The sequence below is a fragment of the Dactylosporangium sp. NBC_01737 genome, from assembly GCF_035963215.1.
Taxonomy (GTDB): Bacteria; Actinomycetota; Actinomycetes; order Mycobacteriales; family Micromonosporaceae; genus Dactylosporangium.
In genome coordinates this window covers 3,678,218-3,690,534 of sequence record NZ_CP109153.1, presented here as the reverse complement: position 1 = coordinate 3,690,534, position 12,317 = coordinate 3,678,218, and the positions used below count along the sequence as shown (strand labels likewise).

The following is a 12,317-nucleotide window of genomic DNA, read 5'->3' as shown; positions in this document are numbered from 1 at the left end:
GGTGCTCATCGCTGACGACACCGCCACACCAATGACCGCATCGCCCGACGCGAAGGGCGCGCGGGGCATGTCGGAGCTGCGGACCGAGTTCATCCGGGTGGCCGCGCACGAGCTGCGGACCCCGTTGACGTCGATCATCACGTTCGCCGACATACTCGACGCCGCGGACGACATCCTCACGCTCGACCCGAGCGACCGGCACTCCGCGCTCAACGCCATCCGGCGCAACGCGGAGCGCATGCAGCTCACCGTCGCCGACCTCATGCTGCTGGCCGAGCTGGAGTCCGCCGAGGCACCGCTGGACGCGGTCCGCGTCGACCTGCGGCCGCTGCTCAACGAGGTCACCGGCGGGCTCGCCGTGGCGCTGCACGTCCCGGACGCGGCGCACCTCTTCGGCGACGAGCCGCTGCTGCGGCAGCTGCTGCGCACCGCGGTCGACGTCGCGGGCGTGGTCAACGACGCCGACCGCCCCATCACCGTGACCGCCACCCGTGACGCGCGGGTCTGGACGGTGCAGGTGATCGCCACGGTGGCCGGCCCGCTGAGCGCAGAGCGGCTGCTCTCCATGCGCATCCCGCACCCCGACCACCCCGGCGAGCACCGCACCGGCGCGCTCGCGCTGATGCTGGGCCGGGAGATCGCCGCCCGGCACGGCGGCGGCATGGTCACGTCGGTCGAGCAGCGCGGGGTCACCGTGAGCATCACGCTTCCGCATTCCTGACACGCCCTGTCAGGTAGCTGCGGCACGCTGTGAGGCATGGCAATCAAGGCCGTCGCGCCGTTCAGTATCGAAGGCTGGGAAGAGGACGTGTACGACGAGCGCCCCGGCGCCCGCCTGTCCCGCACCAGGATCACCAAGACGTTCACCGGCGACTTCGCCGGCACCAGCGAGGCCGAGACCCTGATGTGCGGTGCCCCGGTCGAGGGCTCCGCGGCATACGTCGGCTTCGAACGCCTCCTCGGCAGCCTGCACGGCAGGACCGGTAGCTTCGTGCTGCACCACACCGCGTCCGGCTCCGGCGGGCAGCGCGGCGGCTCCTGGGCGATCGTGCCGGACACCGGCACCGGCGAGCTCACGGGCATCAGCGGCGCCGGTGAGATCGTCGTCGCCGAGGACGGCGCGCACACGCTGGTGCTGGCGTACGAACTGGGCTGAGCAGCAACTTCCGGCGCTTATCGTCGGCACCATGACCAGCACGACGACGCGCCCCTACCCCGTCCCGGCCGACGAGCAGGAGCGGCTGCGCTCCCTGGCGGACTACGGCGTCATCGGGTCTCCCCCGCTGCCGGACCTGCCGTCGGTCGTGGAGCTCGCCGCCTACATCTGCGGCGTGCCGAACGCCGTCGTCAACATCATCTCCGCGACGCAGCAGCACCAGATGGCCGCGTACGGCTTCGAGGCCGGCGTCTGCGCCCGCGAGGACTCGATGTGCGCGATCAGCATCGTCGAACCGGAGACCGTCGTCGTGCGCGACGCGACCCTCGACGCGCGCTTCGCCCGCAACCCGTTCGTCACCGGCGAGATCGACGACGTGCGCTTCTACGCCTCCGCGCACCTGCGCGACCGGGACGGCCACGTCCTGGGCTCGCTGTGCGTCTTCGACCAGCGGCCGCACGACCTCACCCCGCAGCAGCGCGAGGGCCTGGACAAGCTGGCCCGCATGGTCATGGACGTGATGGACCTGCACCGGCACGGCCGGTTGCTGACCGGCGCCCTCGACGAGGTCCAGCGCACCACCCGCGAACTGCAGCGCTCCAACGCCTCCCTGCAGCACTTCGCCGGTCAGGTCAGCCACGACCTGAAGAATCCGCTCACCGGCGTCCTCGGCTTCGTGGCCATGCTCGCCGACACCGACGCGGTGATGGCCGACCCCACCGCGAAACGCTGCATCGACCGGGCCCTGTCCTCCGCGACCCGGATGTGGCGCATGATCGAGGACGTCCTGTCGCACGCGTCGCTCGGCGGACGCCCGTCCTTCGCCCCCGTCGACCTCGGCGCCGTCGTCACGCAGGTCGTCGACGACGTCGGCACCGCGATCGCGACCGCTCAGGCGACAGTGGACGTCGGTGCGCTGCCCATGGTGTACGGCGACGCCACCCAGCTGCGCGTCCTCATCCAGAACATGGTCAGCAACTCGCTGAAGTTCCGTGACCGCGGCCGCGCCTGCCACATCGCGGTCACCGGCGCGCAGACCCCGGACGGCTGGACCGTCGCCATCGCCGACAACGGCATCGGCATCCCCGCCGAGGACCGGCCCCGCGTGCTGGAGATGTTCACCAGGCTGCGGACCGACGTCGAGGGCTCCGGCATCGGCCTGGCCACCTGCCAGCGCATCGTGGAGGCGCACGACGCCACCCTCGTCATCGACGAGACCCCAGGCGGGGGCACCACCATGCGCATCACGCTGCCCCGCCCCTGACCGCGCGCCGCCGGGAGAAATACCCGAAGAGTGGACGGTGTCCACCGGTGTCCGATTGTCCTCTGGTGCAGCACGGGTGCGGACGAGCGCAGGTCAATTGCAGCACCTGGCGACCCGGTGGTGTCGGCTGCGACGCTTACGTGGCAATGATCCACGCCGTAAACGTGCAGGCCACGGCACACCTTCCTGAGGAGCCCAGATGACGATCCGACTGGTCGCCGTCGATGAACACGTCCTTCTCCGACTCGGTCTCAACCGTGTCGTGGCGACCGTCCCGGACATCACTCTGGTCGGCGAGGCCGGCAGCGCCGCCGAGGCGGAACGCGTCGTCGCCGAGACCCGAGCCAACGTCGTGACCATCGACGCCTCCCTCGCCGACAGCGACGGCATCGGTCTCGCCCGCCGCCTGCGCGCCTCCAGCCCCGACCTCGGCGTCGTGCTGCTCAGCGCGGTCAGCGACGACAACCTCCTCTACCGCGCCCTGGACGCCGGCCTGTCCGCCTACGTCACCAAGGCCGCCCCGATCCCCTCGGTCCTCGCCGCCATCCGCCACGCGGCGGTCGCCCCGCACTCCTTCACCGCGCCCGGCCTGTCCTCCGCCCTGTCCCGCCGCCGCGGCCAGACCGGCCTGCTCAGCCAGCGCGAGCAGGAGGTGCTGTCCCTCATGCGCGACGGCCTGAGTCTGCCGACGATCGCCGAGCGCCTCGCCGTCTCCGAGGCCACGGTCAAGACGTACGTGTCCCGGCTGTACAGCAAGCTGCGGGTCAACAACCGCTCCCAGGCGCTGATGGCCGCCGTCAACCAGGGTCTGCTGGTCTCGGCGGACGCCGCCTGACCCTGCCTCCCGCGACGCTTCGACGACGCTTCCCACGACGTCTCCCACAACGCTTCGACGACGCTTCGACGACGTCTCCCACAACGCTTCCACGGCCACGAAACGCGGACCGGCGCCCCCTCGCCGGTCCGCGTTCTCGTCGTCCGCGCGTCAGGCGACGGCGGTCCCCTCGAGCTCGACCAGCAGGGCCGGGATCGCCAGCCGGGCCACCCCGAGCATCGTGGTGGCCGGCGCGACCCCTGCGGCGCCCAGCCTCGACGCCAGCACGCCGTAGTGCTCGAAGAGCCGGTCGACGTCGGTGGTGTACACGTTGAGCCGGACGAGGTCGGCGAGGGACATGCCGGCCCCGCCGAGCACGGCCTCCAGGTTGTCGAGGCTCAGCGCCAGCTGTGCCGCCATGTCACCGGCGTGCTCAGGCTTGCCCTCGCCGCTCATCGCGGTCTGCCCGGCGCAGTACAGCGTCCGGGTCTGCCCGCAGACGAGCTCGCCCTGGTTGTACCCCAGCCCCACCGACCAGGTCCACGGGTTGACCGCCGATCGATCCAATGCCATCTCAGCTCCGTTTCGTCGAGAGCCCCGAGCCTCGCAGCGATTCACGACATCCTGTGTCGTGTATTGCTGGCATAGTTTCGCCATGCGCGCCGACCGCCTGGTGTCACTGGTGCTGCTGCTGCGCCAGCGCGGCCGGCTGTCCGCGGCCACCCTCGCCCGCGAGCTGGAGGTGTCCACCCGCACCGTGCTGCGCGACATCGAGGCGCTGTCCGCCGCCGGCGTCCCGGTCTACGCCGAACGCGGCCGGCACGGCGGTTTCGCGCTGCTGCCCGGCTTCCAGACCGAGCTCACCGGCCTGAACCACGACGAGGCCCTCGCCCTGCTGGTCGCCGGCTCGCGGCGCGGCGCGCAGGCGTTCGGTCTCGGCTCGGCGCTCGCCTCCGCCATGCTCAAGGTGATCGACGCGCTGCCGGAGCGCTACCGGGACACCGCCGCCGGCGCGATCGAGCGCCTGCTCATCGACCCGGAGACCGATCTGCTGTCACGCCGGCTGGTCGCCGAGGAGGTCCCCGACCGCACCGTGGCCGAGGTCCGGCGGGCCGTGTTCGCCGGCCACAAGCTGCGCATCCACTACGCGGCCGCGGGCCAGCCCCCGAAGTGGCGCACGGTGGACCCGATCGGCCTGGTCACCGTCCGCGAGCAGGGCTACCTGCTGGCCACGAGGTGCGGCGCGGACCGCACCTACCGGCTGTCACGGGTCCTGGCCGCCGAGGAGCTCGCCGAGCCGGCGCAGCGACCGGACCGGGTCGACCTGGACCGCGCCTGGCAGGAGCGCAGCACCCGGTTCCGCGCCGGCGGCGACCAGGTCACCGTCCAGGTCCGGCTGGACCCGGCCCGCCGGGAGGACCTGGTGGGCACCGCCCTGGCCGTCCTCGCCGAGGAGTCGGACGCGGACGGCCGGCTGCGGCTGGAGGTGACCTTCCAGGACGCCAGGCACGCCGAGTGGGCACTGTGGCAGCTCTCCACGAACGCGGAAGCCCTTGCCCCGCAATGGCTGCGCACCGCCCTGCACCACCGCGCCACCGCGGTCGCCGCCCGCTACGAGGCGCCTGGGCACACCCACCGGTGAGCGATGGCCCGCCGCGAGGGTTGCCCTATGGCTGGCGAGCGCCTGGTGGCGGACGACGGGATCAACCGTAGTCAGGTCGAACCAGGAGTAGTCGCCCCATCTGCGATGATGCTCCGCTATGGAACTATACGGGCCGTTTCGCCGCGAGGCGATTGAGCGGGGCGTTCCGGCGGATCAGGTTGACAGGTTCGCCGAGCAGCTGCGATTCGCGATCTGGGTGGGTGGCGGTGACCGCGGCGAGGATGTTGTCGGGCAGAGCGGCGGGCTGCCCCGGCTACCTGCCGGCACGGAGTGGCCGTCCGAGCGCGGGATTGCGTTGCCGTTCGTCGCGTCCCTCGACTGCGCGGCCCTTCCGAAGGTCGAGAAGCTTCCCCTGCCGGTGGACGGCTCGCTGCTCTTCTTCCTGGATCCTGAGAAGGCCTTTGACGCGTGTAGTCGCGGCTACGACGCGTACGCGCGGGTCCTGTACGTGCCCGCAGGCACCGAGACAGCGGTCCGGCAGCTGCCGTCCGACGGTGCAGTCCCGTGCCCTTACCCCGAGTACAGGCTGTATGCCGAGGTCGTGCCGGAGCTGCCACCCGGGCTCGAGCCCGACGGCGAGGACATGGACGATCCCCTCATGTTCGCGTCGGACACCGTGAAGCAGCTGGTGAGTGAGCTGACGCACACCGATGAACTCATCGCACTGGTCCAGGATCTCTGGCCGACGGAGATGGGCCTGTCATCCCTGTACATCGGTGGATACACGAAAAGAATCGGAGGCTCGTACTCTCCGGAGGAGCAGATGGCGCGTGCCGGCCTCCGGGCCCGACTGGAGACCGAGCCTGACCTTCCCCGGTCCGAGAGGATCCGCTGGCGCCACGAAGAGGAATCCCGACTGATTCGGGAATGGATGCCGCTCGCCCAGTTCCCCACCGAATACTTTGTTCACTTCGGACGCTTTTTGATCAGATTCGACGACCTGGCCGCCGGCCACTTCGACAAGATGCGCTCATTCCCCGCGTTCACCGAGTAGGCCGAGAAGAGCTACCTCACCGACTTCGATGCAGGCCCTGGCCGGACAAGGGCAACTACGCCGATCGTGCTGTTCTTGTAGATGCCAGTGAGCCGGCGGCGGCCATGCCCGGGGTGAACCGGGCATGACCGCCGCCATCCGTGCCGTACCGGATCTGTACCGGCGAGGTCCCCGGATTGTTCCGTTCCTGGTCAGAGTGCTTAGAGGGCCAGGTCGTACTGGTACAGGTTGTACTTGGTCATCAGGTTGACCAGCTTCGTCGTGTACAGCGGGTCGGTGGCGTAGCCGCCCTTGTGGACCTCGGCGACGAACTGGTTCGGGTTGCCGGTGTAGTTGAAGGCGGCCGCGTAGCGGGCCAGGTTCTTCAGTGCCATGCCGTGGTCGGTGAAGGAGGCGGCGGACGTGGCGTAGGTGCGGAACGTGGCGACCGTCGTGCTGCAGACGCCGGCGGCGTTGCATTCCTGGGTGCTGTAGGCGTGGCAGCCGGAGGCGTACGCGCCCGACACGTTGTTGAAGCACTTCATGCCGAAGAAGTTGCGGTCGTTCGCCGACAGTGAGCTGCGGCCCCAGCCGGACTCGAGGATCGCCTGGGCGAGGGTGACCGAGGTCGGCACGCGGGTGTCGCGCTGGCTCTGCTGGGCGGCGGGGATCGACGCGGCCAGGAACTGCTCGTTCGTCATCGTGCCGGTCGGGCCCAGAGGGACCGTGGCGACGGGGGCTGCGACGACCGTTGGCGTGGGTGCGGGTGCCGGGACGACGCAGTTGGGCAGTTTCGGGTTGCCCGACACGTACGCGTGGGAGATGTAGTCACCGATCGCGGTGCGGTCCCACTGGGCGGTGCGGCGGATGTTGCCGCGCAGGTACTGGCCGCTGACCTTGCAGGTGACGGTGACCTTCTGCTTGTTCTTGATCTTCCGGGTCTGTGTGAACCAGTTGGCGGCGCCGTTGCGGGCGGCGAGGGTGCCGCTGACGCGGACTGAGATGACGGCCGCGTCGGCCGGGGCGGTGGTCGTGACGAGCGTCGTCGCCGTCGCGGCGAGCGCCATTGCAGGGACGAGGACGTATTTCTTGAAGTTGCGCAACATGCACTGATCTCCCATGAGGGGTGGGTGGTCCCCTCAAAGGTCGCCAGTGCGGGTAGCGCGACCAGGTTCCCGCCGGGTGCCGGAGCGTTGCGGCGGGAAGCTCTGCAATGGACGGTGGCTAGTTGGTACCGTACTGCTGCTTGAGTGTCAGATAGTCGCCGAGGCCGAGCCCGCGGTAGGCGGTGGAGCAGTCCGGTAGCCCGTCGGTCATCGTCAGGGTGCCGTGTTCGGCGAAGGCCACGTGCCCGAGCCCGAACGCGTGCCCGAACTCGTGCGTGACCGTGCCCTCCAGGTCCCAGCGCGACGAGCAGTCCGCCGGCGTCGTGGTGAAGAACAGGCCCTCGGTGTCGTCGATGAGGATGTCCGTCTCGACGCTGCGGCCGTTCTCCTTGCCGCCGAACCACCAGATGCAGGTGACGGCGAGCAGCCCCTGCTCCAGCCGCCCGAAGGACACGGCGTTGTGGCCGTCGCGTTCGCCGCAGCCACCGGCCGCGGTCACGCCCGCCTTGTGGTCGGTGCGGCCGGCGTAGGACTCCAGGATGCCGAGGTTTGCGGGCAGCCCGCAGTCGTTGCGGCCGGTGTCGACCGTCGTGGCGGCGCTGCGCAACGACTCGACGACCTTCGTGCGGTCGCCGAGGTACGCGGGGATCGTCTGCTCGTTGACCCGCCATCGCAGCTCGTTGCGCCAGCGCATGCCGAGCCAGGTCCCCGCGGGGTCCGCGCACCGCCCGCCGCTGTCCGCGGCGCCCGCAGGCTCGCCGACCGGCGGACCCGGTATGACCGGCAACCAGCCACGCGCGACCGCGGAGCGTGACACGCTCACCGACGCCGAAGGGGCCGTCAATGAGCCGGCCACGAGGACCAGCGCGAGCAGCTTTGCCAGACCACTGTCGATCTTTGGCACAGACTCATTCTGGTCCGCGCGCCACCCCGAAGAGGTGACTTTCCGCAAACAAGGTGCCGACATGGCTCGCTGGATGCCCTTCTGCCGCCCGCCGACACCTGCACGGCAACCTCATGTCAGGCGTTCACCCCCCGCTCACCGCACCCCGATCGGACAGCGCGGTGCCATCACGTTCCGTCATGATTGGCGTACCGAAAGCCACCCAGGAGGAGTTGAGGATGACGAACCTGATCGCCAAGCTGCACGCCCGTCTCGTGCGCGACGACCGCGGCGCCGCCACCCTCGACGTGGGCCTCGCCGCCGTCCTGGTCGGCGTGACCACGGTCGCCGCCATCACCCTGATCGGCGGCGACGCCTCCACCTGGTAGCCCCGCCTGCGACCATGTCGCGATGACGGTCTGGCGCCACGACGGCAACGTGTACGAGGCCGCCTCGGCGTACGACCCGCCCGCCGCCCGGCGGTACGAGCTGACCGGCGCCGGCCTGTACCTCGCGATCGTGGTCCCCGGCGTCACCACCGGCTCGTTCGGGCCGGCGCCGGCCCGGCACGCCGTCGTCCGCGCAGGCGGCGGCCAGGTGCCCTGGCCCGTCCTCACCGGCTTCGCCGGCCTGGTGCGGGCCGCCGGGGACCTGGTGGAGGAGCCGGACCTCACGCCTGCGGAGGCCGGGAGTGGGTCCGCCCGGGCTTGACGGGACGCGGTGGAGGATTCGGGCGAGGATGTAGACATCGGTGGGGGCGCTCCGACGTATCGGGTGAGCGGCGGAGAGGCCGTCGTGCAGGCGAGGAGATTCCGATGAAGTACGTGATCCTGATCCACTCCAACCCGCAGCCGTGGGGGCACCCGACCAGCGACTACCTGGCCGCGCACCAGGCGTTGCCCGACGAGGTGCGCAAGCGGCTGAACGCGGAGTTCGAGCAGGTGATGGCCGAGCTGCAGGCCAACGGTGAGCTGCTCGGCGGGGAGGCGCTCGGCGACCCGGTCGGCGCCCGGCTGTACCGGTGGCGTGACGGTGAGCCCCTCGCCAGCGACGGGCCGTACTCGGAGGCGAAGGAGCACCTGGCCGGGTTCTTCCTGATCGACGTCGACAGCAGGCAGCGCGCCGAGGAGGTGGCCGCGCGGTTCTCCGGGCCGGACGAGACGGTGGAGCTGCGGCCGCTGATGTGGCCGGGCGGCGACGACCAGTGAAGGTGCTCGACGACGTGTGGCGCCGGGAGGCGCCGCACGTCCTCGGGGCGTTGCTGCGCCGGTACGGCGACCTCGGCGACTGCGAGGAGGCGCTGCAGGACGCGGCCGAGGCGGCCGCGGCGCAGTGGCCCGTCGACGGTGTGCCCGACGCGCCGAGGGCGTGGCTGATCACGGTCGCGTCGCGGCGGCTGATCGACCGTGCCCGGGCGGACTCGGCCAGGGCCCGGCGCGAGACGCTCGACGCGACCCAGCGCCCGGACGCGGTGGAGGATCTCGCCGTGCAGGACCGGGACGACACGCTGCGGCTGTTCCTGCTCTGCTGCCATCCGGCGCTGACGCGGCCGTCGCAGGTCGCGCTCTGCCTGCGGGCGGTGGCCGGGCTCGGGGTGGAGCAGATCGCGGCCGCATACCTCGTGCCGGCCCGCACGATGACGCAGCGGCTCACCAGGGCGCGCACGGTGCTGCGCCAGGCGGGGGCGCGGTTCGTCATGCCGTCGGAGCGGGATCTGCCCGACCGGGTCGCGGCGGTCATCGACGTGTGCCATCTGGTGTTCACCGAGGGGTACGCGCGGACCTCCGGCGCGGCGCTGCTGGACGCCGGGCTCGCCGAGGAGGCGATCCGGCTCACCCGGCAGCTGCACGCCGCGCTGCCCGGGCACGCCGAGGTCGCCGGCGCCCTCGCGCTCATGCTGCTCACCCACGCCCGGTCCCCCGCCAGGGTCGGCCAGGGCGGTGACCTCGTGCCGCTCGCCGAGCAGGACCGGGCACTGTGGCGGCGGGATCTGATCGCCGAGGGGGTCGGGCTGCTGGAGCGGACGCTGCCCCTCGGGCACGTGGGCAGGTTCCAGCTGCAGGCCGCGATCGCCGCGGTGCACGCCGAGGCAGCGGCGTACGAGGAGACCGACTGGCTCCAGATCAGCGTGATCTACGACATGTTGAGCCGGGTCGCGCCGGGTCCGGCCGTCACGCTGAACCATGCGGTCGCCGTGGCGATGGCGCACGAGCCCGCGGCCGGTCTCGCCATGCTGCGACCGCTGCTGGACGACCCGGCGATGCAGCGGCACCACAGGTTGTACGCCGTGCGCGGGCACCTGCTCGACCTCAGCGGCGACGCCGAGGCCGCCGACGAGCAGTACCGCATCGCCGCCCGGCTGACGGCGAGCCTGCCCGAGCAGCGGTACCTCAACCGGAGGCTGGCGCGGAGCGGGCCGGGACCGGCGCCTCGTGGTGCGGCAGGAGGCAGGTGACGACGGTGCCGCGGCCGAGGGCGGGGCGGGCCCAGATGCGGCCGCCGTGGCGTTCCACGATGGACTTGGTGATGGCCAGGCCCAGGCCGGTGCCCTGGCTCTGGCGTTCGTGGGAGCGGCTGGAGCGGAAGAACTGGTCGAAGATCTGATCGATCTCGTCCGGGGGGATGCCCATGCCGGTGTCGGCGACGGTGAGGCGGATCTGGGCGCCGTCGAGGTCGGCGGTGAGGCGGGCGTTGCCGCCGGGGGCGGTGAACTTGAGGGCGTTGTCGAGCAGGTTGATGACGACGCGTTCGAGCTGGTCGCGGTCGCCGTGCACGACGAGGGGGGTGTCGGGCAGGTCGATGTCGAGGTGGACGTCGCGCTGGCCGCGCACGGCTTGGAGGGCTTCGAGGGCGCCCGAGACGACGGTACGGATCTGGACGGGACGGGCGTTGATCTTCACCTGGCCGGCCTCGATGCGCGACAGCATGAGGAGGTCCTCGATGAGGGCGAGGAGGCGGCGGGCGTTGCGTTCGACGGCGGCGAGGAGGCGAGCCTGCGGCTTCTGCAGGGGGCCGGCGTCGCCGTCGACGATGACCTCGACGTTGCCGAGGATGCTGGTGAGCGGGGTCCGCAGCTCGTGGGAGACGGTGGCGACGAGGTCGGCGCGGACCTTGTCGAGCTCGCGGAGGCGGGCGGTGGCGGCGCGTTCGCGGTCCAGGGCGTAGCGCATCGCCTCGACGGTGCGCCGTTCCGTGGTGACGTCGCGCGCCACGGAGAGGTACCCGGTGACCTCCCCGGACTCGTCGCGGATGACGCTGACGGTGAGGGCGACGGGCAGTGCCGTGCCGTCGCGCCGCACGTAGGTGAACTCGCGGGGCTCCGAGTCGCCGGCCTGGGCGGGTTCGAAGAGGGTGGCCAGGCCGGGCAGCTCACCGGGCAGGTGGAAGCGGTCGAGGGTGGCGGTGCCGACGACGTCGTGGGCGCGGTGGCCCAGGAGGCGTTCGGCGCCGGCGTTGAAGACGGTGACGGTGCCGCGCCGGTCGGTGCCGATGATGCACTGCTCGGTGGCCGCGGCCAGGACGTCGGCGAAAAGGCGCTCGGTGTGGCGTTGCGCGGTGACGTCGAGGCCGGTGCCGATGACGTGGGTGAGGCGGCCCTGCTCGTCGGTGAGGGCGGTATTGCTCCAGACGATGCGGTGGCGGCTGCCGTCGGCGGCGAGCCAGTCGTTCTCGAAGGTGTTCGGGAACGCGTCGGCGGTGAGGTGGGCGAAGGCGTCGTCGCCGCGGCCGGTGTCGTCGATGGACAGCCCGGCGCTCCAGAACGGGTGGCCGACGACGTCGGCGGCGGTGAAGCCGGTGACCTCCTCGCAGCGGCGGTTGAAGGCGGTGATCCGGCCGTCGGTGTCCAGGACCATGACGAGGAAGCCTGCGCTGTCCAGGATCGCGCGGTTGAAGTCGCGTTCGCGGCTGACCTCGCGGGTCCGCGCGGCGAGCTCGGCGGCGCTGGCGCGGTTGCGGCGCACCCAGCTCTGCGCCGCGGAGGCCATGAGGGCACCCAGGGCGAACACGAGCACCCCGCGGCGCCACTCGTGCTCGAGGATCTCCGCGCTGCGCAGCATCGGGGCGGCGAAGACGACGGCGAGGGCCACGACGCCGATCGCCGTGGCCGCGCGGCCGTGGTACAGGGCGAGCCAGAAGACGGGCAGCAGCGCGAGGGCGCCGTAGCCGGCCGGGTCGTCGCCGCGCTCCGGGATGTTGAGCAGTGCGACGACGCCGAAGAAGCCCAGCGGCGGCATCGCCTCGTAGATGGCCGGCAGGCGCCGCCACGGCACGACGACGACGAGGCCGAGCAGCAGGGCGAGCACGACGAGGGCGCAGGCGAGGGCGGCCCGGTCGACTCTGGGCGGGAAGAGGGCCATGCCGAAGGCGAGGACCGCCACGGTGAGGAACGGCGCGATACGCCGCCAACGGTCCGGGGCGCTCAGCGTCCGCAGGTCAGCGTCGCTGTAGAGCATGATT

Annotated in this window: 14 protein-coding genes; 10 read left to right on the top strand and 4 right to left on the bottom strand. The window is 71.4% G+C overall.

Translation table 11 applies throughout. The features are described 5' to 3' along the window. Positions 1 to 31: 31 nt before the first annotated feature. The 4 genes from OHA72_RS16650 (at position 32) to OHA72_RS16635 (ending at position 3,255) form a co-directional block, all read left to right on the top strand. Positions 32 to 721: a sensor histidine kinase gene (locus tag OHA72_RS16650; protein ID WP_327008726.1), complete on the top strand. Its 690-nt coding sequence runs from the start codon at positions 32 to 34 to the stop codon at positions 719 to 721. A 36-nt stretch (positions 722 to 757) separates the two neighbouring features. Next, entirely contained in the window at positions 758 to 1,156 is a 399-nt protein-coding gene (locus OHA72_RS16645; protein ID WP_327008725.1) for a DUF3224 domain-containing protein, read from the top strand. A gap of 31 nt (positions 1,157 to 1,187) precedes the next feature. Further along, a complete protein-coding gene (locus OHA72_RS16640) occupies positions 1,188 to 2,420 on the top strand; it encodes a sensor histidine kinase (RefSeq protein ID WP_327008724.1) in 1,233 nt (410 codons plus the stop codon). A gap of 199 nt (positions 2,421 to 2,619) precedes the next feature. Beyond that, on the top strand, positions 2,620 to 3,255 hold the full coding sequence (locus OHA72_RS16635; protein WP_327008723.1) for a response regulator transcription factor: 636 nt from the start codon (positions 2,620 to 2,622) through the stop codon (positions 3,253 to 3,255). A gap of 150 nt (positions 3,256 to 3,405) precedes the next feature. On the opposite strand, the gene OHA72_RS16630 is transcribed toward OHA72_RS16635, so the two are convergent. Then, the gene (locus OHA72_RS16630; protein WP_327008722.1) at positions 3,406 to 3,807 is read right to left on the bottom strand and encodes a RidA family protein; all 402 of its coding nucleotides are present in this window, start codon (positions 3,805 to 3,807) and stop codon (positions 3,406 to 3,408) included. A gap of 82 nt (positions 3,808 to 3,889) precedes the next feature. Between OHA72_RS16630 and OHA72_RS16625 the strand changes: the two genes are divergently transcribed. Beyond that, the gene (locus tag OHA72_RS16625) at positions 3,890 to 4,876 is read left to right on the top strand and encodes a helix-turn-helix transcriptional regulator (RefSeq protein ID WP_327008721.1); all 987 of its coding nucleotides are present in this window, start codon (positions 3,890 to 3,892) and stop codon (positions 4,874 to 4,876) included. 118 nt (positions 4,877 to 4,994) lie between these two features. After that, complete coding sequence (locus tag OHA72_RS16620; RefSeq protein WP_327008720.1) at positions 4,995 to 5,891, top strand: DUF1963 domain-containing protein; 897 nt, start codon at positions 4,995 to 4,997, stop codon at positions 5,889 to 5,891. A 200-nt stretch (positions 5,892 to 6,091) separates the two neighbouring features. Here the strand turns inward: OHA72_RS16620 and gsmA are convergent, their stop codons facing one another. Together gsmA and OHA72_RS16610 are read right to left on the bottom strand one after the other, a co-directional pair. Beyond that, positions 6,092 to 6,976, bottom strand: coding sequence for a sporangiospore maturation cell wall hydrolase GsmA (gsmA, locus tag OHA72_RS16615; RefSeq protein ID WP_327008719.1), 885 nt, complete (start codon positions 6,974 to 6,976; stop codon positions 6,092 to 6,094). Between the two features lie 118 nt (positions 6,977 to 7,094). Then, positions 7,095 to 7,880, bottom strand: coding sequence for a zinc metalloprotease (locus OHA72_RS16610; RefSeq protein WP_327008718.1), 786 nt, complete (start codon positions 7,878 to 7,880; stop codon positions 7,095 to 7,097). 218 nt (positions 7,881 to 8,098) lie between these two features. Here OHA72_RS16610 and OHA72_RS16605 point away from each other — a divergent pair, with 218 nt between their 5' ends. The 4 genes from OHA72_RS16605 (at position 8,099) to OHA72_RS16590 (ending at position 10,314) form a co-directional block, all read left to right on the top strand. Beyond that, entirely contained in the window at positions 8,099 to 8,248 is a 150-nt protein-coding gene (locus OHA72_RS16605; RefSeq protein WP_327008717.1) for a hypothetical protein, read from the top strand. A 22-nt stretch (positions 8,249 to 8,270) separates the two neighbouring features. Continuing rightward, positions 8,271 to 8,570, top strand: a complete 300-nt coding sequence (locus OHA72_RS16600; RefSeq protein ID WP_327008716.1) for a hypothetical protein — start codon at positions 8,271 to 8,273, stop codon at positions 8,568 to 8,570. 104 nt (positions 8,571 to 8,674) lie between these two features. Beyond that, positions 8,675 to 9,067, top strand: coding sequence for a YciI family protein (locus OHA72_RS16595; RefSeq protein WP_327008715.1), 393 nt, complete (start codon positions 8,675 to 8,677; stop codon positions 9,065 to 9,067). Continuing rightward, positions 9,064 to 10,314: an RNA polymerase sigma factor gene (locus tag OHA72_RS16590; protein ID WP_442788592.1), complete on the top strand. Its 1,251-nt coding sequence runs from the start codon at positions 9,064 to 9,066 to the stop codon at positions 10,312 to 10,314. Before OHA72_RS16595 ends, OHA72_RS16590 begins: the two co-directional genes overlap by 4 nt. Here the strand turns inward: OHA72_RS16590 and OHA72_RS16585 are convergent. Then, the gene (locus OHA72_RS16585) at positions 10,250 to 12,313 is read right to left on the bottom strand and encodes a PAS domain-containing sensor histidine kinase (protein WP_327008714.1); all 2,064 of its coding nucleotides are present in this window, start codon (positions 12,311 to 12,313) and stop codon (positions 10,250 to 10,252) included. The genes OHA72_RS16590 and OHA72_RS16585 overlap by 65 nt on opposite strands. Between the last annotated feature and the right edge of the window lie 4 nt (positions 12,314 to 12,317).

What these genes read in the sequence shown, in the direction of transcription:
- OHA72_RS16635 (WP_327008723.1), top strand. Translation starts at nt 2,620, where the DNA reads ATGACGATCCGACTGGTCGCCGTCGATGAACACGTCCTTCTCCGACTC.
- OHA72_RS16595 (WP_327008715.1), top strand. Translation starts at nt 8,675, where the DNA reads ATGAAGTACGTGATCCTGATCCACTCCAACCCGCAGCCGTGGGGGCAC.
- OHA72_RS16645 (WP_327008725.1), top strand. Translation starts at nt 758, where the DNA reads ATGGCAATCAAGGCCGTCGCGCCGTTCAGTATCGAAGGCTGGGAAGAG.
- OHA72_RS16625 (WP_327008721.1), top strand. Translation starts at nt 3,890, where the DNA reads ATGCGCGCCGACCGCCTGGTGTCACTGGTGCTGCTGCTGCGCCAGCGC.
- OHA72_RS16585 (WP_327008714.1), bottom strand. Translation starts at nt 12,313, where the DNA reads ATGCTCTACAGCGACGCTGACCTGCGGACGCTGAGCGCCCCGGACCGT.
- OHA72_RS16630 (WP_327008722.1), bottom strand. Translation starts at nt 3,807, where the DNA reads ATGGCATTGGATCGATCGGCGGTCAACCCGTGGACCTGGTCGGTGGGG.
- OHA72_RS16600 (WP_327008716.1), top strand. Translation starts at nt 8,271, where the DNA reads ATGACGGTCTGGCGCCACGACGGCAACGTGTACGAGGCCGCCTCGGCG.
- OHA72_RS16620 (WP_327008720.1), top strand. Translation starts at nt 4,995, where the DNA reads ATGGAACTATACGGGCCGTTTCGCCGCGAGGCGATTGAGCGGGGCGTT.
- OHA72_RS16650 (WP_327008726.1), top strand. Translation starts at nt 32, where the DNA reads ATGACCGCATCGCCCGACGCGAAGGGCGCGCGGGGCATGTCGGAGCTG.
- OHA72_RS16640 (WP_327008724.1), top strand. Translation starts at nt 1,188, where the DNA reads ATGACCAGCACGACGACGCGCCCCTACCCCGTCCCGGCCGACGAGCAG.
- OHA72_RS16605 (WP_327008717.1), top strand. Translation starts at nt 8,099, where the DNA reads ATGACGAACCTGATCGCCAAGCTGCACGCCCGTCTCGTGCGCGACGAC.
- gsmA (WP_327008719.1), bottom strand. Translation starts at nt 6,976, where the DNA reads ATGTTGCGCAACTTCAAGAAATACGTCCTCGTCCCTGCAATGGCGCTC.